The sequence below is a fragment of the Rhodococcus sp. 14-2483-1-1 genome (assembly GCF_002259335.1).
In the GTDB taxonomy this organism is placed as follows: domain Bacteria; phylum Actinomycetota; class Actinomycetes; order Mycobacteriales; family Mycobacteriaceae; genus Rhodococcoides.
This window is the reverse complement of the sequence record NZ_NPFX01000011.1, coordinates 211,570-237,002: the sequence shown is the minus strand read 5'-3', so window position 1 is coordinate 237,002 and position 25,433 is coordinate 211,570. Positions and strand designations below refer to the sequence as shown.

Below are 25,433 nucleotides of genomic sequence, written 5' to 3'. Positions count from 1 at the left end.
CGGTGAACACTCGGGTGACCATGGCGGACGTCGCCGCGGCGGCAGGCGTCTCCACCATGAGCGTGTCGTATACCTACAACCAACCGAACCGCGTTTCGGAGACCACCAAGGACCGCGTCCACGCAGCAGCGGCGCATCTCGGTTACACCGGTCCCAACCGCGCGGCCCGCTCGTTGCGGAGCGGCAAGCACAACAGCATCGGCGTCGTACTCGGAGAAAAGCTGACCTATGCCTTCGAGGATCCGCAGGCTCGACGCTTCCTGTCGGGTATCGCCGACGCGTGTCTCGACGCCGACACCGCGCTCGTGATGCTTCCGAACCTGCATCGCGACAACGACATTGATCGAATCCGTGACGCCCAGGTCGACGGATACGTGGTGTGGACCACCGAGATCGCCGACCCCCTCCTCGACGTACTCGTCGACACCGGCCGTCCGACGTGCATCCAGGGTGGGCCCGACCATCCGGGTCTGGAGTGGATCACCATCGACGACCGCACAGCGGCCGACGCCGTGGCCACTGTTGCGCTGAAGGACCGACTACACCCGGCGATCGTGGCCCTTCGACCCGATTCGCTACGCACGTCGACCGTGGTGCGCGGCGCGGACCCGTCGGACGTCTCGATGCCGGTGACGCGCGCTCGATTGGACGGTTATCGCGACGCATGCCTGCGCGTGGGTATCGACTGGTCGACGGTGCCGACTCTGTTCACTACCCACAACGCGCGCGCAGAGGGCGATCGCGCTGTGCGACTGTTGCTGCAGGAGAACGTGATCGACACCTTGCTCGTGATGAGCGACGAACTCGCTCTCGGAGCTCTCGACGCTGCAGCGGCGTCCGGTGTCGAGATTCCATCACGGCTGGCCGTCACTGGATGGGACGACTCCACCGCTGCAGCGGCTGCGGGGTTGACCACGGTGGCGCAGTCCTTGTTCGACCAGGGACGCTCGGCGGCTCGGTGGGTACTCGGGCTCGACGACTCCGTGGACCCCGCGGCCTGGAGGGTCGAAGAACGAGGCTCGACAGGAGCCGAAACGGGCCACAAACCGTGAACAGCGTGATCTAATAGGTCATAAAAAGGGGATGTCCCCGGTTTATAGCGTTAAAGCAAACTCTCAGCTAGTATCCGTTGTGGCTATCCGGCCATGAGGGGGAACAGTGAGCCGAGAGCACGACGCGCCGCCCCGTCATGTCGGCGCCCGCCACGATGCGCTGACCGGACTTGCGAGCCGTGACGAGATTCTTGCCCTCATCACCGCAGAATTCGATTGCCAGAGCTCGGACCGACACTTCAGCGTCCTGCTGGTCGACATCGACGGATTCCGCGAATTCAACGACGCACTCGGGCCGGCCAAGGGTGACGAACTGCTGTGTATGATCGCCGACCGACTCACCGCGTCTCTGCGCCCCGGCGACACAATCGGCCGACTCGCCGGCGACGAATTCGTCGTCATCGCACGCCGATGCCACTCCATCGCCGCCCGGGCAATGGCCGCAGGATTCGCGAGCATCTTCGAACCCGCCTTCGAGCTCGGCAATCGGCAACTGACCCTCACGGCCAGCGTCGGAGTCGCCTCCAGCACCGACACAGACATCAGCGCAACGCAATTGGTTCACAATGCCACCGCAGCGATGCACGCCGCGAAGGCCGTCGGGCGGAACAAGCATCACGTCTTCACCGACGAGTTGCACAACACCAACCGCACCCGACTGGAACTCATCGAACGGCTCCGCGGCGTCGCCATGGTCGAGCGTGAACTGACGATGGCCTATCAGCCCATCGTCGAACTGGCGACGGGAACCGTTGTGGGCGCGGAAGCGCTCATCCGATGGAACCACCCCGAACTCGGCCTGCTGATGCCCGATACCTTCATACCCCTCGCCGAAGACGCCGACCTCATCGTCCCACTGAGCATATGGATCATCACCGAGGTCGCAGGCACGATCGCCGATTGGCAGGCCCGCGACATCCACCTCCAGATCGGGGTGAACGTCAGCCCCGCACACTTCGCCACCGGAACCCTCGCCACGGACGTCATCGACATCGTCGACACCTACCGCATCGAACCCGGACGGCTTGCACTCGAACTCGCCGAATCGCAGACACTGCACGACCTCGATGCCGTGCACTACCAACTTCGCGACGTTCAACGCCACGGCGTTCTCATCGCCATCGACGATTTCGGCAGCGGCTTCTCCTCCCTCGAGCGACTCGCCACCCTTCCCGTCGACATCCTCAAGATCGACAAATCCCTCACCCAACACCTCGACAGCAACAACCTGCACCGGCGCCGCGCCATGACCACGCTGTGTACCGCCCTCGTCGACGTCACTTCCACCCTCGGCAAAGACACCGTCATCGAGGGAATCGAGACCGCGGAACAACTCCAGATCTGCACCGACATGGGCGTAACGTTCGGCCAAGGACACCTGCTCGGGCGCCCCATGTCCAGTGCGGCACTCGAACAATTCATCGCCCGACACAGCACCCACAGCGAATCCGCATAACCCGAGGAACCGAACGTGAAGATCGACAACGAAGTTCAACGCTTCACCGACGCACCCCGAGCTCAGCTCTCCACCATCAACCCCGACGGCACACCACACCTGGTACCGATCGTCTTCGCCGTCGCGGACACCGGCGACCGCATCGTCACCGCCATCGACTGGAAACCCAAAACCACCCAGAAACTCCAGCGACTCGACAACATCCGCGCCGACTCCGCCGTCAGCCTCATAGTCGACCACTACACCGACGACTGGTCCCAGCTCTGGTGGATCCGCGCCGACGGAAACGCCCACATCGCCGAGTCCTCCAGCACCGACGGCACAGCGGCCATAGACGCCCTGGTCGCGAAATACAGCCAATACAAGAACAACAGACCTGAGGGCCCGGTGATCATCATCGAAAAACTGTCCTGGCGATCCTGGTCCGCTTCCTGACATGCGATCGGCTCGTCCACTCAATGTGACATCCGGTGGCCTTTTCGACCGTCGATGACACATCGAGTGGACATGACAGCGGGCGAAAGTCCAACAAAAATCGTTCGCCGATATGCCTCACAGTCGTCAGACTGATCACTATGGCCGTCGCACCTCCCGATTGGATCGAGACCGAACGCCTTGTGATTCGTCGTGAGTCGGCGCACGATTCCGTCATCGTTGCCGATGCGATCGCTCGCAATCACACGCGGCTACTTCCGTGGATGGGGTGGGTGACGGATGAATCCGCCGAGGTCACTACGCAAGATGCTCGTATCGCAGACGCGCGTGAGCAATGGGACGCCCGCGAGATGTTCGACTACGGGATCTTCGACCTGGTCGACGGGTCCTTCATGGGCAAGATCGGTATGCATCGCAGAATCGGCCCGCACGGAATCGAATTGGGGTACTGGCTCGAAGCCGACGCCGAAGGACGTGGGGTGATGACGGAGGCGACCGCGGCGCTCGTGCGGGAGGCACTCGAACTCGACGGCATCACACGTGTCGAAATCCATTGCGATGCAGCAAATTCGAGGAGCCAGGCCGTACCCGAGAGGCTCGGCTTCGCCCTGGACCGCATCGAGCATCGATCGATCGCGGCGGCGTCCGAAACCGGCCGACACATGGTGTGGGTGTATCAGCCGGATCGTCGGTAGGTCCGGTCCGGTGTCGGGCGCGCCCTGACGTCGGGACGCTCCCGTGCTTTGGCCTGCTCGTAACGTGACCGCAGGTCCGACAGCACCCGTTCCGGATCGTCGCGTATGTCGCTCGGAAGGTGTGTCACCACGATGAGGCCGGCGTTCTGCGCTCGCTCGCGTCTCTCCACAGTCGCTCTGTGGGCCACTGGCGACAGGTGGTACTCGAGCGAGTCGATCTCCCAGTCCAATGCAACGTCATCGAGCCAATTGTCAGCGATCAGGAGGAACTTTCCCTGCGCGTCGTACACAGCCACGTTGTGTTGCATCGCCGGAAGTCCGCTGCGTCGATACAGCTTCTGGGCTTGGGCTTCGGCCACAGAATGTGCGCCCGCAGCCAATTCCCGCAACACTCGCCGAGGCATCGCAGTCCCTCGGGTGCTGCCGGCGTCGAGTTCCTTCATGATCGCGTCCACGGTGGCTGCTCCCCGCTGAACGACGCTCGCAATCAGACCCATGCACTGTTCGGTATTCCTCATCCGCCGTACCGCATCGCACAGGCACCGAACAACCGGTGCGACGCGCAGCCCCGACTTGATCTCCGGGGTCGGCATCCGCCACGTACGCTCCACCGCTGCGAAACCCACGGACTTACGATGCTGCGACTCGGGAATGAGTGCAAACGTTTCTTCGAACGACCCGGCCGACCCCAATCCATGCAACGCCAACCCCGCCCGACCGCTGATCACGGCATCGCGGCCGCAGTAGATCGACACCGCAGTCGCTCGTTCCATCGGCGTCAACGACCGGTTCTTCAAGAACACCAGTCCGGGCAGCGCCCGAGACCAGATGCCGTCGGGCAGGGTGCGTCGAACAATTGTCTTCGACGCCACCCCGAGCTCCAGCAGATGCGCCGTCCGCACCAATCCACGGTCCGACGCAGCCGCGATCACCTTCGCATCGATCTTTGCGCCGCCCCGCTTCATACCCCTGATGGTGCTCTGCCCGCACGGGCGCAATCTCACAAAACGACGGTGAACGTGCTGGGCTGTGGATAACTCACACCCTGTGGACAAACGCCTGACCCTCCGATGCCGCACCGGGCGATGGTGATCCCACAATCGGCGTCCAGTCGGGAGTCAGGGGCCACTCGATGTGACATTGACCGTCGAAAAGGCCACAGTCGGTCACATTGAGTGGCGAGCGGGGTGGGAATCCGTCGCCTGACTCGGGGCTGACGGGGATACCGTCTACCTTGCATAGGTGCATTCTGACTTCGGGAGTGAGATATGACGGCGACAGCAGTTCCCTCGGAGCGGTCCGGATCCTCGGTTCCCCGGTCGTTTTCGCCACCCGAGCGCGGTCGTTTGCGCGAGGTTCCGCACATCGCGGGGCTGGTGCTCGGGGTGTTCGCGGCGGCGTTGTTTCTGTGGAGTCTGTCGCCGACTCTTCGCTATCTCGTTCATGCCCCTCGCGAATACGTCGACAGGTACTACTTCGATGCGCCGGATACGAGTTTGTCCTGGGCGCTCGTCGTCGGGCTGCTGGCGGCGGCGTTGTCGAGCCGCAAGAGAATTGCGTGGTGGTTGCTGACCATCTATCTGGTGTTGTTGGCGCTCACCAATGTCGTCGAAGGTACCCAGGACAAGGACATCAATTCGTGGATCGCGCTGGCGGTCCATGTGGTAGCGGCAGGGTTGCTGATTGCTGCGCGTAAGGAGTTCTACACCCGTGTCCGTCGCGGTGCGGTGTGGAAGGCGCTCGGCGTACTCGTTCTCGGGGCGACCGTCGGAACCGTCATCGGGTGGGCGTTGGTGGCGCTGTTCCCTGGATCGCTGCCGGAAAGCCAGACATTTCTGTGGGCCTTCAACCGTGTCACCGCGTTGGCGACCGTGGACAACGAACAGTTCGACGGCAGGCCCAACGGCTTCGTCAACACGGCGTTGGGATTGTTCGGCGCATTGGCGCTGTTGGGGGCCGTGGTCACGCTGTTCCGATCGCAGCGGTCCAGCAACGCGCTCACCGGTCGCGACGAATCGGCGCTGCGCGGCCTGCTCGACAAATGGGGTGCCGACGATTCCCTCGGCTACTTCGCGACGCGCCGCGACAAGGGCGTCATCTTCGCCACCAGCGGCAAGGCGGCGGTGACGTATCGCGTCGAGGTGGGAGTGTGTCTGGCGAGCGGTGACCCGATCGGCAACCCCGAGGCCTGGCCGCATGCCATTTCGGAATGGCTCGACCTGGCCGAGAAGTACGGCTGGACCCCAGCTGTCATGGGGGCCAGCGAGATCGGAGCTACCGCCTACAAGCGCGCCGGGCTCAGCGTCCTCGAACTCGGCGACGAAGCAATCCTGAAAACCAAGGATTTCAACCTCAATGGACGCGAGATGCGCCCCGTGCGTCAGGCGGTCAACCGGGCTCGCAAGGCGGGTGTCGTGGTCACGGTGCGTCGTCATCGCGATATCTCCTCGCAGGAGATGGCAGAGATCATTTCCTGCGCGGATGCGTGGCGCGATACCGAGACCGAGCGCGGATTTTCGATGGCGTTGGGCCGGTTGGGTGATCCGCTCGACGGCGATTGTCTTCTGGTGCAGGCGGTTCAGGGCGAGAAGGTGGTGGGTGTTCTCTCCCTGGTGCCGTGGGGTCGAACCGGCGCGTCGTTGGATCTGATGCGCCGCGATCCAGCGTCACCGAACGGAGTGATCGAACTGATGGTGACCGAATTGGCCACCGGTGCAGATCATTTCGGCGTCAGCAAGATTTCGCTGAACTTCGCGGTGTTCCGCGCTGCATTCGAGGAGGGCAGCCGAATCGGTGCCGGTCCGGTTCTGCGGATCTGGCGCAGCATGCTGGTCTTCTTCTCTCGGTGGTGGCAGCTCGAGGCGCTGTACCGATCGAACGTGAAGTATCTGCCGGAGTGGGAGCCGCGCTACCTGTGCTTCGCCGACAATCGAGTGTTGCCCAAGGTCGGCATCGCGTCGGCCATCGCCGAGGGCTTCCTCACGCTCCCGACGTTCCGGCGTGCATCGAAGCACACCGGGTCCCATGTCGCGGTGCCCGCCGCTCTGGCCGACGCCGAGGACATCCATCCCGACGGCAGCGGACCGAACACTCTCACAGACGAACCCGTGCCAGGCCGCAAACGTCCGGACCAGGTGCGCGTCCGCATGTCGAAACTCGAACGCCTCCGAAGCGAGGGCATCGAGGGCTATCCCGTCGCTTATCCCCCGACCCACACGGTCGGCGACGCGGCGGCATCGCCCCAGGGAACAACGGTCCGGATCGCGGGCCGCATACTGCGTATCCGCGACTACGGCAGCGTGTCCTTCGCCGTCATCCGGGACTGGTCGTCCGATATCCAGGTGCTGTTCGATCGCGAACGCGTCGGCGACAGAATCGAAGAATTCGATGCCGACTTCGACCTGGGTGACCTCATCGAGGTCAGCGGAACCATCGGGTACAGCAGGCGTGGTGAGCTGTCGCTGCTGGCCACCGAGTGGCGGATGAACGCCAAATGCCTACATCCCTTGCCCGACAAATACCGCGGTCTGACCGACCCGGAGGCGCGGGTGCGGCAACGCTACGTCGATCTGGCGATCAATCGCGATGCTCGCTCCCTACTCATCGCACGGTCCAATGTTGTGAAATCCCTGCGTGATTCGTTGGGAGAGCGCGGCTACATGGAAGTCGAGACCCCGATCCTGCAGCAGGTGCACGGCGGTGCGAACGCGGCACCGTTCATCACTCATATCAACGCCTACAACCTGGATCTGTATCTGCGGATCGCCCCGGAGCTGTATCTCAAGCGCCTGTGCGTGGGCGGTATGGAGAAGGTGTTCGAGGTCGGCCGGGTGTTCCGCAACGAGGGCGCAGATTTCAAGCACAATCCCGAGTTCACGATCCTCGAAGCCTACGAGGCGCACAGTGACTACGAACGCGCAATGGTGTTGTGCCGCGAGCTGATTCAGCGTGCAGCCGTTGCGGCGCACGGTCGCGAGATCATCCTGCGTCCCGACGGCCCGAACGGGGAGATGATCGAGATCGACATCTCCGGCGAGTGGCCCGTCAAGACACTGCACGGTGCCGTCGCCGAGAAGCTGGGGGTACCCGTCGAACCGGCAACTCCACTGGAGGAGCTGCAGCGACTGTGCGACGAAAACGACATACCGTACGAGAAGTCCTGGGACGCAGGGGCGCTCGCGCAAGGTATGTACGAGCATCTCGTCGAGGACTACACGGAGTTCCCCACGTTCTACAAGGACTTTCCGACGTCGATGTCACCGTTGACCAGACCGCATCGGAGCATTCCGGGCGTGGCAGAGAAGTGGGATCTCGTCGCGTGGGGCGTGGAACTGGGTACCGCGTACAGCGAACTGACCGACCCCGTCGATCAACGGCAGCGCCTCACCGAGCAGTCACTGTTGGCAGCCGGCGGCGACGAGGAAGCGATGAGCTTGGACGAGGATTTTCTGCAGGCGCTCGAACACGGAATGCCGCCGACCGGCGGTCTCGGAATGGGTGTCGACCGGGTGGTCATGTTGATCACCGGAGGCAGCATCCGTGAAACCTTGGCTTTCCCGCTGGCCAAGCCACGTCAGTGACGCCTGAGTTCACAGTTCCGACTGGACTGAACGACGCAAAACAGGGAATATGGTTGTAAACAGTGGCGAAAACCGGAAACGCGTCACCGCTATCGCCCTGGAGAGAACATGGACCGTGGAGACAGAAGCGAGCCCAGTGCGTTGTTTCCCGTGAAACATCCGCCTGGACGCTTCGTCGAGGTCGACGGCCAGCGCCTCCACGTACTCGTGCGCGGCTCCGGCCCCACGGTCGTCCTGTGCGGCGGACTCGGCAGCAACTGGTTCGACTGGCAGGACACCGTCGACATTCTGGGCCACAAGCACCACGTCGTGGTGATCGACCGTCCCGGCTTCGGACTCAGTGACCCGCTTCCCGCCGGTGTCACCCCCACCGTGCGGGGCGAAGCCGAACGCATCCTCGGAGTTCTCGACGCGCTCGGCGTCACCGAACCGGCGGTGGTGACCGGCCATTCGATCGCAGGCTTCTATGCCGAGGCTGTCGCCCGGCTGTACCCGTCGCGCATCCGCGGGGTTCTGCTTCTCGACTCCAGCGCCGAATCCGACCCGCGACGCATCATCCCGGCGGCCGTACGCATCGAGGCCGCACGCAGGATCGCAGCGGTGCTCAGTGGAACCGGCCTGCAGAAACTGGTCGGCCCTCGCGTTCGACGCGTCCTCAATCAGGCAACCCCGCCCGACGGCATACCGCAGGAAACGTTCGACTGGGTGGACGACATCTACCGCCGGCCCACCTATCTCGCCGCCGCGCTGACCGAGGACGTCGTGTATCCAGATCTCGCTGTCGAACTGAACCGCATTCGCAAAAGGTTCCGACTCGAAGTGCCCGTCATCGTGGCAGCCGCACATACGGGACGACCGTCCCCGTGGGGCAAGCGATGGATACGAACGCAGCGCAAACTCGCGGCCTACCTGCAAGCGGATTTCACCGTCGTCATGCCCGCCCATCACCACGCCATGATCGACAAACCTGCCGAGGTCGCGGCCCTCATCGCCGAACTGGTGTGAACTCCTCGCGGCGACGCACGTAACGTGTGTCACCGAGCCCGCAGCCCAAGACCCGAGCCGAAGCTCGGCGATGGCGCGGTAGCACGAGAGGAAATTCAAGATGGGTGCGATCAGCACAACGCAGGGCCGACAGTCGAAACTACTCGGACTCGGCGTTCACCGCCCCGAACGGATAGTCACGAACGACGAGATCTGCGAGTTCATCGACTCCAGTGACGAGTGGATTCAGACGCGATCGGGCATCAAGAACCGCCGATTCGCCGAACCCGAAGAAAACGTCGTCCAGATGTCGATCTCGGCCGGGCGCAAGGCCCTCGAGGCAAGTGGAATCACGGCCGACCAGGTCGACACCGTCATCGTCGCCACGTCGACTCATCTCGAGCTGACCCCTCAGGCCGCCGCAAAGGTGGCACACGGCCTCGGCACCAAGGGACCGGCCGCCTTCGACATCTGCGCTGGCTGCGCAGGATTCTGCTACTCCCTGGCCGTCGCATCCGACCTGGTCAAGGCCGGAACATCGAAGTACGTGTTGGTCATCGGCGCGGAGCAGCTCAGCGTCACCACCGACCCCTACGACCGCACCACGCGTTTCATCTTCGCCGACGGCGCCGGTGCCGTGGTCGTCGGACAGAGCGACGAAACCGAAATCGGACCGGCCGTGTGGGGATCCGACGGCTCGCAATCCGACGCCATCGTCCAGACCACCGACTGGTACGACTACATCACCAAAGCCGACCTCGAACGACCCTGGATCCGTATGAACGGAATCTCCGTCTTCCGCTGGGCAGCATTCGAAATGGGCAAAGCTGCGCAGAAGGTACTCGACGTCGCCGGCATCAAAACCGACGAACTGCACGCGTTCATCCCGCACCAGGCCAACAGCCGTATCACCGACCTGCTGGCCAAGAGCCTGAACCTGGACGAAAGCACTCCCGTCGCCAACGACATCGCGGAAACCGGCAACACCTCGGCAGCCTCGATTCCCCTTGCCATGGAAGAACTGCTGCGCACCGGCAAAGCAAAAGCAGGAGATACCGCCCTCCTCCTCGCCTTCGGAGCCGGACTCTCCTACGCCGGACAGGTAGTCAAACTCCCCAACCTGTAGTCGACGCCCCCACCTGGACTCGACTCGATTCCCACCGCGCCCGGATCCCCCAGTGCACTCGATGTGACATTCAGTGGCCTTTTTGGCAGTCAATGGCACATCGAGTGGACTTCGGGGGTCGGTGTGGGCGGAAGCAAGACCAGAGCGGGGGACGAGTCGTAAGGTTGTCGTATGCCGAAGCCCCCGTTACCCGATGAGCCTGTGGAATTGTTGAAGAAGCCGAATCCCGCAGTCATGGCTGTGGTTCGTGCCGATGGAACGCCGATCACCGCACCCACCTGGTATTTGTGGGAGGACGGGAAGATCGTGCTCAATTTCGACGCGTCTCGGAAGCGTCTCGAGCACATCAGGGCCAATCCGAAGGTCTCCATTTCGGTGTTGGACGAGGCCAGTTGGTACACGCATGTGACGGTGCACGGCTCGATCGAGTTGCAGGACGACCCGAATCTGGTGGATATCGATCGCATTTCGACGCATTACACCGGCAATCCGTATCCGGTTCGGGATCAGCCTCGGGTGACCGGATACGTGACCGTCGACGCGTATGTGGGCTGGGGCAAGCTCGGGACGTAACCACTGCGTGCGCTCTTGCGGCGACGGTGTCGAAGTGTCAAACTCCCGCAATGGTGAATCCGCAGGGCGAGGGCAGCGATCCGTTCGACGCATCCGACAAGGATCAGCCGTACCCGGGCCAGCAGCAGTACCCGCCGTACCAGAACCCCCAGTACCAAAATCCCGAGTTCCAGAATCCCCCGTACGCCAACACCCAATACCAAAACCCCCAGTATCCCAACCCGCAGTACGGGAATGCACCGTATGCCGGTGGGGGATATCAGACGCCCGCACCCACCAACACGCTGGCGATCGTCTCCCTCGTGTTGGCGATTCTGGGTCTGACGTTTCTGCCGCTGATCGCGTCGGTGTGCGCCGTGGTCTGCGGCCACATTTCGCGTGGTCAGATCAAGCGCACCGGCGAGGGCGGATCCGGGTTCGCTACGGCAGGCCTGGTGGTCGGGTACGTATCGATCGCGCTGTTCGTCATCGTGGTTGGGGCCATCATTCTGTTCGCGGTGGCGGCGTCGACCTCATCGACCTACTGAGACCGGCCGCGCCAGCCGACCGCCCAGGCACGCAGCCCAGATTCCTGCGACGACGGCCAACGCAATGACGAACAGCGCCAACGCGTTCCATCCCAGGGACTGAAAGACCACGCCGCCGAGCCAGCCGACGATGGACGAGCCACCGTAGTAGAAGAGGTTGTACAGCGAGGTCGCCTGAGCGCGGCCGTGCACTGCGCGTTGCCCGGTCCATCCCGACGCGATGGCGTGGGCGGCGAAGAAGCCCATGGTCAGGATCACCAGGCCGATCAGGATCACGGCGAGGTTCGACGCCATCGTCAACGCCACTCCGACGATCATCGTGGCGGTGGCTCCGGCGAGAACTGCTGATCGTCCGTGCTTCGTCGCCAGCTTCCCGCCCACTCGGGAGGAGACGGTACCGCTCAGATACGCCACGAAGATCAGGCTGATCAGCGATTGCGGTAGCCCGAAAGGCACGGCCTCGAGCCGGAATCCGAGGAAGTTGTAGATCGCGACGAAGCCGCCCATCAGCAGGAAGCCCTGGGCGTACAGCGCCAGCATTCCCGGTTCGCGTAGGTTCACCCACAGCCGACCCGGCAGGTCACGGATTTCGCTGTGTGCCAGTGTCGTTCGCGGTTTCGGGGCCAGCCACACGAAGAGCGCGGCGGCCAGCGCAGCAATCACCGAGACGGTCAGCGTGCCGATGCGCCAGTTGGTGTATTCCGCAACGGGTCCGGCGACGATGCGGCCCAGCAATCCGCCCAGCGTCGTCCCCGAAACATAGGTGGCGGCGGCCAGTGCGGTGTGACTGCGGTGGACTTCCTCACTGAGGTACGCGATCGCAATCGCCGGAAGTCCGCCCAGCGCAGCACCTTCGAAGAATCGAACGACAAGCAGCACCTCGAGCGAGGGCGACAACGGAACCAGCAGACCCAGCGTCGTCGCAACGAGGATCGAGGCGGTCATCGCCCGCACTCGGCCGACGCGATCGGCGGCCACGGACCAGGGAATCACCGACACTGCCACCCCGACCGTCGCGAGACCGACGGCAAGCGACGACTGAGACGGCGTGATGTCGAGGTTCGCGGCGATCAGCGGCAGAATTCCCTGCACCGAATACAGCTGAGCGAAGGTCGCGACTCCGGCGAACAGCAATGCCAGCACCAACCGTCGGTACTCGCGCGATCCCCTGGGGTGTCCCTCCCATTCGAGGACGTCGGTACACGTCGTAGTCATACCGATCACGTTAGAAGTGCTCACTACATTCGTCCAATGCATGAGACGTGTCCAATCGATACGGCAGAGCTATGATTCGACCATGCGGCGCGAAACGATCGAGCTGTTGCCCCTGCTGCCGACACTCGTCGCGGTAGCCGACACCGAGCACATCACCGACGCCGCCCACGTTCTCGGCGTTCCACAACCCACCGTCAGCCGTCAGGTCGCTCGCGCGTCGGCGATCCTCGGCGTCGACATCGTGGAACGACGCGGCCGCGGCATCGTGCTCACCAGCGCCGGGCGCGTGTTGATCCCGTACCTGCAGCGAGCGTTGAGCGACCTCGACGCCGGCATCGACGCCATGACCGAGCACGACGCCCGAGCCAGGGGCCGCATCGCCGTGGCGTTCCAGAACACTCTGGGCGAGGACGTCGTACCCGCACTGATCCGTCAGTTCCGCGTCGACCACCCGGCCGTCACGTTCGATCTGGACCAGGGCGCACGCGCGCGCTGCCTGGAGCGGCTCGCCGATGGGGTGTCGGACCTGGCGTTCGTATCTCTCAGCGCCGAGCACACCGACGCCAATTCGTTCCAGCTCTACGACGAGCGGCTGATGCTTGTCGTGCCCTCAGATCACCGCTTTGCGTCGAGAAGAACCGTCGATCTCGCCGACACTGCAGACGAGAACTACATCGCGATGGGCCACGGCTTCGGAATGCGATCGATCTGCGACGAGTTGTGGGCCGACGCCGGCTTCAGCCCGCGCATCGCATTCGAGGGCCAGGACACCCACACTGTGCGCGGACTGGTCGGCGCCGGTCTCGGGATAGCCATCCTGCCGCGAATCCGTGCGCACGGCGGTGAGGGCGGGACCGTCGACATCGGCCTCACCCAACCCGCGGCACGCAGGCGCATCGGCATGGTGTGGAATCCCCGAGCCGACCTTCCGCGCCAGGTGGCCAGTTTTCGGGCGATGGTGCAACGCAGCGGTCGAACACTCGTGATTAGGTGAGTCGATGCAACTGGTTCTGGTGCGGCATGCGCTGCCGCAGCGTTCGGAGACCTCGGCCGATCCTGCTCTCGCCGAGCTCGGCGTCGAACAATCCCAGCGGGTGCCGGATGCCGTGGCCCGGTTCCCGATTTCTCGAGTCGTCGCGAGTTCCCAGCTCCGCGCCGTTCAGACGGCACAGCCGTTGGCCGATCGGCTCGGTCTGACCGTCGAACCCGACGAGCGCTTGACCGAATACGATCGCGATTTCGGCGGCTACGTCCCGATCGAAACGGCCAAGACCGAATTCCGTGAGGCCTTCGATCGCATCAAGGCCGGGCATCTCCCCGAACAGGTCGACGAGCACGCGTTTCGGCAGCGCGTGCTGGCCGGAGTAGCCGACATCGTGTCGGCCGGCAGGCACAACGACACGGTCGCACTCTTCGCCCACGGCGGCGTCATCAACATCCTGCTGCAGGACATTCTGCAGACCCCGAAAGTCCTGGGATTTCCGATCGACTACTGCTCGGTGACGCGCATTCTGTTCTCCCGGAGCGGTGCGCGATCGGTGTCCTCGGTGAACGAAACCGAGCACGTATGGGACCTGCTACCTCGCAATCGGCAATCCACAGAGACCTCTTAAAATCCCAGGTCAGCACCACCGAACACGGCGTCTGCGAACACGCGTCGGTCAAGAACGCCGTCGGCGGCAGTTAGCCTCGAACTCATCATGGGTGAATTGCGTATCTTCCGACGTCCTGCCGTTGCTCTCACCGCACTGGCGTTTCCACTGGTGGCAGTCGGTGCTTTCGCACTCGGCACCGGCTACGACCTCGGCGGCGAGTCCGCCACCGAGACGACCACCGTCGCGGCCGATACCGAGCAGGCACCGGCATCCGAGCAGGCGTCGGCAGATCCCCTGGCTGCGGCGCGGACCAGCCTCAACAGCGCGTCCCTTCCCATCACCTTTCTCTCCAGTGGCATCGGTCAGCTGACCGCCGGCGGAACGCAGCTCAACGACGGCGTCGGGCAGCTCGCCGACGGCATCACCCAGGCTCACGACGGAACCATCCAGCTCGCCGACGGGTTCGGGCAGTACCGCGACGGCATCGGCCAGCTCGGTGACGGCGCATCGCAGATCAGCGGTGGCGTCGACCAGGTGGTCGACCAGCTCGCCGGATTCGGCGCTCTGCAGGCCGACTTCACCGCAAAGCTCGCCGCCACCGCGGACCAGGTCGATCGCTTTCCACACCCGGGATCAGACGCCATCTCCGGTGAAATCCGGGGCGTCATCGACACCCTGAACACGCAAGCCTTCGGTCCCGATACGCTCGCGCAGCTGCAGACCCTCAAGGGTGGCGCTCAGCAGCTCTCGACCGAACTGAACGACCCGAACAGTCAGTTCCTCGGTGCCACCGCGCAGCTCGGCGACGCGACGGTGCAGTTGCGTGACGGACTCGGTCAACTCGACGACGGTGGCCAGCAGCTCAAGGCCGGCACCGATCAGCTCGTGACGTCGGTCAAGCCGGTCGAGGGAATCGTCAACGGCATCGCGACCAACGTGCGCGACGCCTCCGCGGCACTTCCGCAGGGAGCCGCAGCCGCCACCGACGGCGCCACCGCCGATCAGAACGTCGCCGCCACGTCGACGAGCACCGGCACCGGTGCCACCCCGTACCTGATCGCCGCCCTGGTGGCCCTCGGAGCTCTCGGCTGCGTCAGCCTCGTGCGGGTCCTGGGCAGGGACACCAAGCCGCGCTGGCTCGCCGTCGGAGCGGCCGTCGCCGCAGTGGGCATCAGCGCCGCATTCGCGTTCGCCTTCGCCACCGACGCCGCCATCGGACCGGTGATCGGAGCAGGCGTATTCCTGATCGTCTCCGCCGCGGCATATCTCGCTGCAGCGGGCGCAATTCAACGCGTACTCGGTGCCGTCGTCGGACAGATCGTCAACGTTGTCGCCCTCGCGGTGCAGGTCGTCGTCTGCGGCTTTGCATACGCATCGACGGCACCGATCTGGGGCGACCTCGCCGCATTCATGCCGATGAGCTACACCGCCGCCGGTGCCCGCATCATCGCGTCGGGCGAGATGAGCGGGACCGGGTGGCTGGCGATCGGTGCCACGGTTGCTCTGCTGGCTGTCTCGGCACTCGTGTACGTCAGCGCGCGGGGTGACTCAGCCGACGGGCCGGAGCGGGTGGATAGCGGGCGGGGCCGCGAGATGGGCACCGAACTCGCTTAGAGCCTGCTGCAGATGTGGAGTCTGCATGTGACCGTCCAGGTCCTCCTGCGACTTCCACAACTCGACGGTGACGAAGGTCCCCGGCTCGACTGCGGACTCGAACAGCTCGTACGAGATGTTGCCCTCTTCCTTCCGGGTTTCGGCCACCAGGGCAGACAAGCCGTCGCGCACCGCGTCGATAGCGTCGGGCTTGGCGATGATCGTCGCGACAACCTGCAGATCGTTGCTCATGAGGTGATGTTTCCTTCTTTCGGCGAGTCCCACTTTCCTCACCGAACGTACTCCCGACACCCCTAAGCTGGGGTGTCCGTACGGAAAGGGAAGTCACAGTGAGCCACAGGACCACCGAGCAGCGCGCCACGAAGAAGGATTGGCTCGGCCTCGCAGTACTGGTGGTACCCATTCTCGTCGTGTCGATGGACATGTCGGTGCTCTATCTGGCTCTGCCGTTCATGACGGCCGATCTCGAACCCACCAGCAATCAGACGCTGTGGATTCTCGACATCTACGGATTTCTCCTCGCCGGCCTGCTCATCACCATGGGTTCTCTCGGTGACCGCATCGGCAGGCGGACCCTCCTGATGATCGGTGCAGTCGTGTTCGGTGCGGCGTCACTCGCCGCAACGTTCTCCACGTCTCCCGAGATGCTTCTCGTCGCACGGGCCCTACTGGGAATCGGCGGAGCGACCATCGCGCCGAGCACACTGTCGTTGATACGCAACATGTTTCACGACCCCGCTCAGCGCAAGGAAGCAATCGGACTGTGGACCGCAGGGTTCGCCGGCGGAGCAGCAGTAGGTCCCGTCATCGGAGGTGTTCTGCTGGAACATTTCTGGTGGGGTTCGGTGTTTCTGATCAACATTCCGATCATGGTGGTGCTGTTCGTCGCGGCACCGCTGCTGGTCCCCGAGTTCAAGGATTCGGACCCCGGACGATTCGATCCGATCAGCGTGATACTCGCAATCTCCTCGATGCTCTCGATCGTCTATGCAATCAAACACGGCGCGCAGGAGGGGATCGACGCAGCAACGATCACCACGGCCGTGCTCGGGCTGGCGCTGGGCACGGTATTCGTCATCCGGCAACGGAAGGCAGCGAATCCGCTCATCGACGTGACGCTCTTCGCCGAACGAGCCTTCAGCGCAGCGGTTGTGGTGCAGTTCCTCGTCATCTTCGCCATGACCGGGTTCAGCCTGTTCGCTTCGCAGTATCTGCAACTCGTCGTAGGCCTCGGACCGCTCGAAGCCGGACTGTGGCTGCTGATACCTGCTGTTGCGGCGGCGGCCGGCGCCGTCCTTGCGCCGACACTGAGCAAGGTGATCAGGACCGGCACCATCATCGCCGGTGGCCTGATGTTCATCGCCTTCGGTTGCGCGGCAATGGTCTTCGTTGCTGCCGACTCGGGCCTACCGTTACTGCTCACCGGGATGGCCCTGTTGACGTTCGGTATCGGAGCGGCGTCGACCCTCAATTCGGACATCGTTCTCACCGCCGCCGCACCCGAGAAGGCCGGTGCCGCATCGGCATTGTCGGAAACCGGAGCCGAATTGGGCGGGGCCGTCGGCATCGCGATCCTCGGCACGATCGGCAGCACCGTCTACCGCCACCGCATGGAAGACGTCATCCCGGTCGGCACGCCCGCCGAGATCGCCGATCCCGCCAGAGAAACCATCGGCGGTGCCATCGCCGTAGCCGACTACCTACCGGAGCCGTTCGGCTCGCAACTGACTGCCGTCGCCAACTCGTCGTTCATCGACGGCTTCAATCTGGCGGCCGGGTGGAGCGCTGGTCTGATGGCCGTCAGTGCGGTGGCTGTCTTCGTGCTACTTCGCCGTCAGACCGCGTCGGAGAGATAGCGCGCCAACCAGCGCGTCGCGGACTGGCCGTTGTCGACGTCGTAGCTCTGGTATTCCTGATGGATTCCCGAGCGGTAGAACGCTTCGATCTCCCGGCTGCGCTGTTCGTTCGCCTGGTCGGTGAGCTGACCCTGCAGAACCGGAAGGCCTCCGGCCGCCGCCAAGTCCGCGATCAACGACTGCGCTTCCTGCGAGTACTGATCGGCCACATCGGGCGCCGGGTTGGAGGAGACAGCGAGGAAACCGGCCAGACGCGCCACGTAGTCGTCCTTCGGCGTCGAGCAGTACAGATCGCCGACGGCGCAGAACGTCCGCACCACAGGGCTGACGTAACCGAATCCTCCGACGCGAGGTCCACCGACCCCGGTGCCCACCACGGCAGGACCGACCAGAGCGTCGGTGTCGGAGCGCTTGGGATCCGAGATCAGACCCACCGCCACCACCTTGTCGGCAGGAACGACGCCGACCCCGGTGCCGATCGCCGCGGCGAGATCACCGGCCGCGTCGGCTCCCTGGCTGTATCCGATGATGCCGAGTTTTGTTGCCCCACAACGATCTGCCATCGCCTTCAACATCCCGCCGGCATTGGTGACCGCAGCGGCGCGCGACTGCCCGTAGACCTCGCCCTCCCACGGGAACGCGGTGGCGGGATACGAGACGTAGTCGGTGCGAATGTCGTCGCCGAGACGATCGGTGACGTCGGTGAGCATCCCAGGCTTCGGTGCGGCACCCGAGCTGGTCTCCCAGGTTCCCGGAATGGCCACGACGTACATGGACGGGCAATCGCCCGGATCAGCGGCGGCGGGCGATGCTCCGACGACCAGAACGGATGCAACCGCTGCAGCGACGCCGACACCGGCGCAGATCTTCTTGACACTCATGGGGAGGGGGCCTCACTGGGTGATCGAACGCTTCGTTGTTCGATACCGACAATGCCAGGGGCCTGTGACCATCAGATGCCTACATGGTTAACGGACGTAACCGTATGGCGGATTCTCGGCACCCACCCGGGGATCAATGTGAGATTCAGTCGCTCAGAGTGCAACAAAGAGACATTGATCCCCCGGGGGCGGTCGAGTGTTGTCTACCGCTGCGGTGCCTGGGTGGGCACGATCGGCGACGGTAGTGCCGTTGCTCCCTGCAGGAAGGTGTCGACGGCGGCCGCGCAGGAGCGGCCCTCCGCGATGGCCCACACGATGAGCGACTGGCCGCGGCCCATGTCTCCGGCAACGAAGACGCCGGGGACGTTGGTGACCCACTCGTTGGTGCGCTCCACGTTGCCGCGCTGGTTGAAGTCGACGCCCAGGTCGGTCAGCAGACCGCCCTTGTCGGGTCCGACGAATCCCATGGCGAGCAGAACGAGATCGGCTTCGAGCGTGAACTCGCTGCCTTCGACCTTCTCGAACTTGCCGGCCTTGAACTCGACCTCGCAGGCTTCGAGCGCGGTGACCTTGCCGTCTTCGCCGACGAAACGCTCGGTGTTGACGGAGAAGACGCGCTCGCCGCCCTCCTCGTGTGCGGACGCGACGCGGTACATCAGCGGATACGTCGGCCACGGGGTGGACGTTGCCCGCTCCTCGGGCGGCCGCGCCATGATCTCGAACTGGTGCACGCTCTCCGCGCCCTGTCGGTGCGAGGTACCCAGGCAGTCGGCACCGGTGTCGCCGCCGCCGATGATGACGACCTTCTTGCCCTCGGCACTGACGGGCGGCGCAGCGAAGTCGCCCTGCTGGACGCGGTTGGCGTGCGGCAGGAACTCCATGGCCTGGTAGATGCCGTCGAGCTCGCGGCCCTCGATGGGCAGGTCGCGCCACGCGGTGGCACCGCCGGACAGCACGACCGCGTCGAACTGCTCACGCAGCTCGTCGGCCGAGATGTCCACGCCCACATCGACGTTGGTGCGGAAGACGGTGCCCTCGGCCTCCATCTGCGCCAGCCGTCGATCGATGTGGCGCTTCTCCATCTTGAACTCGGGAATGCCGTACCGCAGCAGTCCGCCGATGCGATCGGCACGCTCGAACACCGTGACGGTGTGGCCGGCGCGGGTGAGCTGCTGCGCGGCAGCAAGTCCCGCGGGTCCGGACCCGACGACGGCGACGGTCTTACCGGTCAGGTGTGTCGGGTAGACCGGCGTGACCCAGCCCTCTTCGAAGGCCTTGTCGATGATCTCGACCTCGACCTGCTTGATGGTGACCGGATCCTGGTTGATGCCCAGGACACACGACGCCTCGCACGGAGCCGGGCACAGCCGTCCGGTGAATTCCGGAAAGTTGTTGGTGGCGTGCAGGCGATCGATGCTGTCGCGCCAGCGATCCTTGAACACCAGGTCGTTCCACTCGGGAATCAGGTTCCCCAGCGGACAACCGTTGTGGCAGAACGGAATACCACAATCCATGCACCGGCTGGCCTGGGTACGCAGAGTGTCCTTCGAGAAGTCCTCGTAGACCTCTTTCCAGTCCATCAGGCGCAGATCGACGGGCCGCCGCTTGGGTACTTCGCGAACCGTGTTCTTCAAAAATCCCTGTGGGTCACCCACGAGCTGCCTCCATGATCGCTTCGTCCACGTCCGCGCCGTTCTTCTCGGCTTCGGAGATGGCCAGCAGTACCTTCTTGTAGTCGCGAGGCATGACCTTCACGAAATGGTTCACCTGCTGTGACCAGTCCGCGAGGATCCGCTCGGCCACCTCGGAGCCGGTCTGCTCCTGGTGACGGGTGACGATGTCCTTCAACCAGGTGAACTCGTCGCCCTCGAGCTCGTCGATGTCGACCAGCTCGGTGTTGAGGTTGGCCTCGAACGTCTTGTTCGGATCGAAGATGAACGCGACGCCGCCGGACATGCCGGCACCGAAGTTGCGGCCCGTCGTGCCGAGGATGACCACCTTGCCGCCGGTCATGTACTCGCACCCGTGGTCGCCGACGCCTTCGACGACGGCCTCCGCGCCGGAGTTACGTACGGCGAAACGCTCGCCGACGACACCCCGGATGAGAGCCTCGCCGCTGGTGGCACCGAACAGGAAGACGTTGCCGCCGATGATGTTGTCCTCGGCGACGAATCCCTTGGGAGCACTCAACGACGGACGCAGCACGAGATGTCCACCGGACAGTCCCTTGCCGACGAAGTCGTTGGCATCACCCTGCAGCCGGAGCGTCATTCCCGACGGGACGAACGCACCGAAACTGTTGCCGGCCGAGCCGGTGAACGTGATGTCGATGGTGTCGTCCGGGAGCCCGACGCCGCCGTACGCCTTGGTGACCTCGTGTCCGAGCATCGTTCCGACGGTGCGGTTGACGTTGGTGATCTTGGATTCGAAGACGACCTTCTCGCCCTTGTCCAATGCGTTGCGGCTGGCCGCGATGAGCTGCTGATCCAGAGCCTTGTCGAGGCCGTGATCCTGAACCCCGGTGTTGTAGAGGTTCTGGTTCATGAAGGCCGATTCGACCTCTTCGAGGATCGGCGACAGATCCAGCTTCGACGCCTTCCAGTGCTCCTTGGCAGCGGTGGTGTCGAGCAGACCGACCTGACCGACGGCCTCGTCGAGCGTACGGAACCCGAGCTCGGCCATGAGCTCGCGAACCTCCTCGGCGATGAACATGAAGAAGTTCTCGACGAACTCGGGCTTACCCGCGAAACGCTTGCGCAGCAACGGGTTCTGCGTCGCAACGCCGACCGGGCAGGTGTCGAGGTGGCAGACACGCATCATGATGCAGCCCGAGACGACGAGCGGAGCGGTGGCGAAGCCGAACTCCTCACCACCGAGCAGCGCGGCGACCATCACGTCGCGGCCGGTCTTGAGCTGGCCGTCGACCTGAACGACGATGCGGTCACGAAGACCGTTGAGCAGCAACGTCTGCTGGGTCTCGGCCAAGCCGAGCTCCCACGGTCCACCTGCGTGCTTGACCGACGTCAGCGGCGTTGCGCCGGTGCCGCCGTCGTGGCCCGAGATGAGCACCACGTCGGCGTGGGCCTTGGACACACCGGCCGCGACCGTTCCGACGCCGACCTCGGAGACCAGCTTCACGTGGATGCGGGCCTCTGGGTTGGCGTTCTTCAGATCGTGGATCAGCTGCGCGAGATCCTCGATCGAGTAGATGTCGTGGTGCGGCGGCGGCGAGATCAGACCGACGCCGGGCGTCGAATGCCGAACCTCGGCGACCCACGGGTACACCTTGTGCGCCGGAAGCTGGCCGCCCTCACCGGGCTTGGCTCCCTGCGCCATCTTGATCTGGATGTCGGTGCAGTTGGTCAGGTAGTGCGAGGTGACACCGAAGCGTCCCGACGCGACCTGCTTGACGGCCGACCGTCGCCAGTCCCCGTTCTCGTCGGGGGTGAACCGCGAGACATCCTCGCCGCCCTCACCGGAGTTCGAGCGTCCACCGAGACGGTTCATCGCGATGGCGAGGGTCTCGTGTGCCTCGGCCGAGATGGAGCCGTAGCTCATCGCACCCGTGGAGAAACGCTTGACGATCTCGCTCGCCGGCTCGACCTCGTCGATCGAAATGGCCTGTCGCTCTTCGGTCTTGAAGCGGAACAGACCGCGCAGCGACGCGAGTCGCTCGGACTGGTCATCGACCATCTTCGTGTATTCCTTGAAGACGTCGTACTGACCGGTGCGGGTGGAGTGCTGCAGCTTGAACACGGTGTCGGGGTTGAAGAGGTGGTACTCCCCCTCGCGGCGCCACTGGTACTCGCCGCCCGTCTCGAGCTCACGGTGCGCGCGTTCCTGACGGTTGTCGAGGTAGGCGACGGCATGTCGCGCTGCGACGTCGTCGGCCACCTGATCGAGATCGATGCCGCCGAGGTGGCTGTTGAGGCCGGTGAAGTACTCGTCGACCAGTTCCTGCGAGAGGCCGATGACCTGGAACAGCTGCGCTCCGGTATACGACGCGAGCGTCGAGATGCCCATCTTGGACATCACCTTCAGCACGCCCTTGCCTGCGGCCTTGATGTAGTTGCCGACGGCCTTGTCGAACTCGATGCCCGTGAGTGCGCCGCGCTCGATCATGTCCTCGATCGACTCGAACGCCATGTACGGGTTGACCGCTGCCGCACCGAAACCGATGAGCAGAGCCATGTGATGGACCTCGCGGGCGTCACCGGACTCGATGATCAGACCGACCTTGGTACGGGTCTTCTCACGCACCAGGTGATGGTGCACGGCGGAGGTCAGCAGCAACGACGGAATCGGAGCGAGCTTCTCGCTCGACTCGCGGTCGGAGAGCACGATGATCCGTGCGCCGCCCGAGATCGCAGCGGAGACCTGAGCTCGGATGGCCTCCAACGACTTTCGGAGACCTTCGCCGCCCTCGGCAACCGGGTAGAGGCCGCGTACGACCACCGAACGAAGTTCTTCCTGCGTTCCTTCGTCGTTGATGTGCACGAGCTTGGCGAGATCGTCGTTGTGCAGGATCGGCTGTGGCAGCACGATCTGCTTGCAGCTCTCGGCATCCGGGTTGAGCAGATCGCCCTCGGGACCGATCGTGCCGCCGAGGCTGGTGACGATCTCCTCGCGGATCGCGTCGAGCGGCGGGTTGGTCACCTGCGCGAAAAGCTGCGAGAAGTAGTCGAACAGCATCCGCGGGCGAGCCGACAGCACGGCAATCGGGGTATCGGTACCCATGGATCCGATGGCCTCGGCACCGGACTTCGCCATCGGCGAGACCAGCACGTTCAGTTCCTCGGTGGTGTACCCGAAGATCTGCTGACGGATGAGCACGCGATCGTGCGGCATGTGCACGTGCGGGCGCTCGGGCAGATCGTCGATCGAGGTCAGACCCTCGTCGAGCCACTGCTGGTACGGATGCTCGGCGGCGAGCTCGTCCTTGATCTCGTCGTCGGAGACGATGCGGCCCTGTGCGGTGTCCACCAGGAACATCCGGCCCGGCTGCAGCCGAACCTTGCGGACGACCTTGGACGGGTCGATGTCGAGAACGCCGACCTCGGACGCCATGACGACCAAGCCGTCGTCGGTGACCCACAGCCGGCTCGGGCGCAGGCCGTTGCGGTCGAGGACCGCTCCGATGACGGTGCCGTCGGTGAAGCACACCGATGCCGGTCCGTCCCAGGGCTCCATCAGCGAGGAGTGGTACTTGTAGAACGCCCGACGCGCGGGGTCCATGGACTCGTGCCGCTCCCACGCCTCGGGAATCATCATGAGTACGGCGTGCGGCAGGCTTCGTCCACCGAGATGCAACAGCTCGAGCACCTCGTCGAAACGTGCTGTGTCGCTTGCTCCGTGGGTGACCACGGGGAAGATCTTCTCGAGCGCCTCGGAGCCACCGAACACGTCGGAGGTGATGAGCGCCTCGCGGGCGCGCATCCAGTTCTCGTTGCCGGTGGCGGTGTTGATCTCGCCGTTGTGCGCGACGCGTCGGAACGGATGCGCCAGCGGCCAGGACGGGAACGTGTTGGTCGAGAAGCGCGAATGCACAAGCCCGAGTGCACTTTCCACGCGCTCGTCCTGCAGGTCGAGGTAGAAGCCCTTGAGCTGAGGAGTTGTCAGCATGCCCTTGTAGACGAAGGTCTGGGAGGACAGCGACGGGAAGTACACGGTCTCGCGACCGGGGCCGTCCTTGCCCGCACCCTCTTCGCCCAGCTCGTGCTCGACGCGCTTGCGGATGACGAACGCGCGGCGCTCCAGGTCGAGATCGGTGACCGATGCGTCGGGAGCGGCGAGGAACAGCTGACGGAAGGTCGGCATCGCGTCGCGCGCGAGCGCGCCGAGTGACGAGTCGTCGGTGGGAACCTCACGCCAACCGAGAACCGTCAGGCCCTCGCTCTCGACGATGCGCTCGACACCCTCGCAGGCACGTGCCGCGTCGCTGCGGCCCTGCGGCAGAAATGCGACACCGGTTGCGTAGGCACCGGGAGCGGGGAGCTCGAAATCTACGACGGCGCGGAAGAACGCGTCCGGAACCTGGATGAGAATGCCTGCACCGTCACCGGTGTTCGGTTCGGAGCCGGCGGCACCGCGATGCTCGAGGTTGACCAGTGCGGTGATCGCCTTCTCGACGATGTCGCGACTGCGGCGACCGTGCATGTCCACCACGAACGCGACACCACAGGAGTCGTGCTCGTTGACGGGATCGTAGAGGCCTTGCGGGCCCGGAGTGTGCTTCATACCTAGCCTTCGGATAAGTCCAGCCTTGAAACTCGTCGGCGACGGTGTGGTGTAACCGGCTGCTCGAACGGCCTGCGGTGCGTCCTCGCCGTTGAAGCAGCACCTGTCGATCGTCGACGCTTTTCCTCTGCACGAGCGGGTGAGCTCATGGTAGAAAAGTGAGGGTCTCGACGGATCCGGCCGTGGTGAGGCCGATCCAACTACGAACGATAAGTCAGCACCTGGGTACCCCCGCAAATAAGGTAAGCCTATTGTGGGCTCTCACCTGCGAATTTCCCGACATCGGTCGACGTATCGGCCCCTTCCCGAGACGGCGGGGACGCGACGGCCGAAAAGTACACGCGTGTAAGACGATCGGGCCGCAACCGCAAAAAAAACTGGCCGCAGCGATCGAGATCAGCTGCGGCCAGTGTGGTGGGCGGAGGGGGACTTGAACCCCCACGTCCCGAAGGACACTGGCACCTGAAGCCAGCGCGTCTGCCATTCCGCCACCCGCCCGGGTGACGGCGAGAACACTAACACGCACCCTGCCGCGCTCGAAAATCGCGGTCTCGCGGCGTCCGGAGCGAACGGCGGCACGCGGTCTGCGTCGGCGGCACCGTATATC

General features: G+C 64.2%; 19 protein-coding genes and 1 tRNA gene. 13 read left to right on the top strand and 7 right to left on the bottom strand.

The features are described from left to right. Window positions 1–2 precede the first annotated feature (2 nt). The 4 genes from CH294_RS09850 to CH294_RS09835 all read left to right on the top strand — a co-directional run bounded on the left by CH294_RS09850 (window position 3) and on the right by CH294_RS09835 (window position 3,638). Window positions 3–1,052, top strand: a complete 1,050-nt coding sequence (locus CH294_RS09850; RefSeq protein WP_032401638.1) for a LacI family DNA-binding transcriptional regulator — start codon at window positions 3–5, stop codon at window positions 1,050–1,052. Window positions 1,053–1,158: 106 nt separating this feature from the next. Continuing rightward, window positions 1,159–2,508 (top strand): bifunctional diguanylate cyclase/phosphodiesterase, encoded by a 1,350-nt coding sequence (locus tag CH294_RS09845; RefSeq protein WP_094737781.1) that lies wholly within the window; start codon window positions 1,159–1,161, stop codon window positions 2,506–2,508. 15 nt (window positions 2,509–2,523) lie between these two features. Beyond that, window positions 2,524–2,943, top strand: a complete 420-nt coding sequence (locus CH294_RS09840; RefSeq protein ID WP_032401639.1) for a TIGR03668 family PPOX class F420-dependent oxidoreductase — start codon at window positions 2,524–2,526, stop codon at window positions 2,941–2,943. 140 nt (window positions 2,944–3,083) lie between these two features. Further along, window positions 3,084–3,638, top strand: coding sequence for a GNAT family N-acetyltransferase (locus tag CH294_RS09835; RefSeq protein WP_094737780.1), 555 nt, complete (start codon window positions 3,084–3,086; stop codon window positions 3,636–3,638). On the opposite strand, the gene CH294_RS09830 is transcribed toward CH294_RS09835, so the two are convergent. Then, window positions 3,620–4,603, bottom strand: coding sequence for a hypothetical protein (locus CH294_RS09830; protein WP_094608947.1), 984 nt, complete (start codon window positions 4,601–4,603; stop codon window positions 3,620–3,622). The genes CH294_RS09835 and CH294_RS09830 overlap by 19 nt on opposite strands. A 303-nt stretch (window positions 4,604–4,906) precedes the next feature. Here CH294_RS09830 and lysX point away from each other — a divergent pair, with 303 nt between their 5' ends. The 5 genes from lysX to CH294_RS09805 all read left to right on the top strand — a co-directional run bounded on the left by lysX (window position 4,907) and on the right by CH294_RS09805 (window position 11,428). Then, window positions 4,907–8,218, top strand: a complete 3,312-nt coding sequence (gene lysX / locus CH294_RS09825) for a bifunctional lysylphosphatidylglycerol synthetase/lysine--tRNA ligase LysX (RefSeq protein ID WP_094737779.1) — start codon at window positions 4,907–4,909, stop codon at window positions 8,216–8,218. 108 nt (window positions 8,219–8,326) lie between these two features. Beyond that, window positions 8,327–9,223: an alpha/beta hydrolase gene (locus CH294_RS09820; protein WP_170944661.1), complete on the top strand. Its 897-nt coding sequence runs from the start codon at window positions 8,327–8,329 to the stop codon at window positions 9,221–9,223. Between the two features lie 100 nt (window positions 9,224–9,323). Beyond that, a complete protein-coding gene (locus CH294_RS09815) occupies window positions 9,324–10,328 on the top strand; it encodes a beta-ketoacyl-ACP synthase III (protein WP_032401643.1) in 1,005 nt (334 codons plus the stop codon). Window positions 10,329–10,499: 171 nt separating this feature from the next. After that, window positions 10,500–10,901 (top strand): PPOX class F420-dependent oxidoreductase, encoded by a 402-nt coding sequence (locus CH294_RS09810; RefSeq protein WP_094737778.1) that lies wholly within the window; start codon window positions 10,500–10,502, stop codon window positions 10,899–10,901. A 50-nt stretch (window positions 10,902–10,951) separates the two neighbouring features. Continuing rightward, entirely contained in the window at window positions 10,952–11,428 is a 477-nt protein-coding gene (locus CH294_RS09805; RefSeq protein WP_094608945.1) for a DUF4190 domain-containing protein, read from the top strand. On the opposite strand, the gene CH294_RS09800 is transcribed toward CH294_RS09805, so the two are convergent. Beyond that, window positions 11,414–12,643, bottom strand: coding sequence for an MFS transporter (locus CH294_RS09800; protein WP_094737777.1), 1,230 nt, complete (start codon window positions 12,641–12,643; stop codon window positions 11,414–11,416). The two genes, CH294_RS09805 and CH294_RS09800, sit on opposite strands and share 15 nt — an antisense overlap. 82 nt (window positions 12,644–12,725) lie before the next feature. Between CH294_RS09800 and CH294_RS09795 the strand changes: the two genes are divergently transcribed. The 3 genes from CH294_RS09795 to CH294_RS09785 all read left to right on the top strand — a co-directional run bounded on the left by CH294_RS09795 (window position 12,726) and on the right by CH294_RS09785 (window position 15,852). Then, window positions 12,726–13,637 carry a LysR family transcriptional regulator gene (locus CH294_RS09795; protein WP_094608943.1) on the top strand — a complete coding sequence of 304 codons (912 nt, stop codon included), beginning with the start codon at window positions 12,726–12,728 and terminating at the stop codon, window positions 13,635–13,637. Window positions 13,638–13,641: 4 nt separating this feature from the next. Further along, window positions 13,642–14,256: a histidine phosphatase family protein gene (locus CH294_RS09790; protein ID WP_094737776.1), complete on the top strand. Its 615-nt coding sequence runs from the start codon at window positions 13,642–13,644 to the stop codon at window positions 14,254–14,256. Between the two features lie 87 nt (window positions 14,257–14,343). Then, window positions 14,344–15,852 carry a phage infection protein gene (locus CH294_RS09785; RefSeq protein ID WP_032401647.1) on the top strand — a complete coding sequence of 503 codons (1,509 nt, stop codon included), beginning with the start codon at window positions 14,344–14,346 and terminating at the stop codon, window positions 15,850–15,852. Here CH294_RS09785 and CH294_RS09780 read toward each other — a convergent pair. Beyond that, window positions 15,787–16,083, bottom strand: a complete 297-nt coding sequence (locus CH294_RS09780) for a putative quinol monooxygenase (RefSeq protein ID WP_032378781.1) — start codon at window positions 16,081–16,083, stop codon at window positions 15,787–15,789. The two genes, CH294_RS09785 and CH294_RS09780, sit on opposite strands and share 66 nt — an antisense overlap. Window positions 16,084–16,181: 98 nt before the next feature. Between CH294_RS09780 and CH294_RS09775 the strand changes: the two genes are divergently transcribed. Next, on the top strand, window positions 16,182–17,708 hold the full coding sequence (locus CH294_RS09775) for an MFS transporter (protein WP_032401648.1): 1,527 nt from the start codon (window positions 16,182–16,184) through the stop codon (window positions 17,706–17,708). On the opposite strand, the gene CH294_RS09770 is transcribed toward CH294_RS09775, so the two are convergent. The 4 genes from CH294_RS09770 to CH294_RS09755 all read right to left on the bottom strand — a co-directional run bounded on the left by CH294_RS09770 (window position 17,687) and on the right by CH294_RS09755 (window position 25,324). Then, window positions 17,687–18,589 (bottom strand): cutinase family protein, encoded by a 903-nt coding sequence (locus tag CH294_RS09770; RefSeq protein ID WP_094737775.1) that lies wholly within the window; start codon window positions 18,587–18,589, stop codon window positions 17,687–17,689. The genes CH294_RS09775 and CH294_RS09770 overlap by 22 nt on opposite strands. 203 nt (window positions 18,590–18,792) lie before the next feature. Next, window positions 18,793–20,244 (bottom strand): glutamate synthase subunit beta, encoded by a 1,452-nt coding sequence (locus tag CH294_RS09765; protein WP_032401649.1) that lies wholly within the window; start codon window positions 20,242–20,244, stop codon window positions 18,793–18,795. Next, window positions 20,237–24,826 (bottom strand): glutamate synthase large subunit, encoded by a 4,590-nt coding sequence (gene gltB, locus CH294_RS09760; RefSeq protein WP_032401650.1) that lies wholly within the window; start codon window positions 24,824–24,826, stop codon window positions 20,237–20,239. The genes CH294_RS09765 and gltB overlap by 8 nt, the downstream gene beginning before the upstream one ends. A gap of 412 nt (window positions 24,827–25,238) precedes the next feature. Beyond that, window positions 25,239–25,324, bottom strand: a tRNA-Leu gene (locus CH294_RS09755). Between the last annotated feature and the right edge of the window lie 109 nt (window positions 25,325–25,433).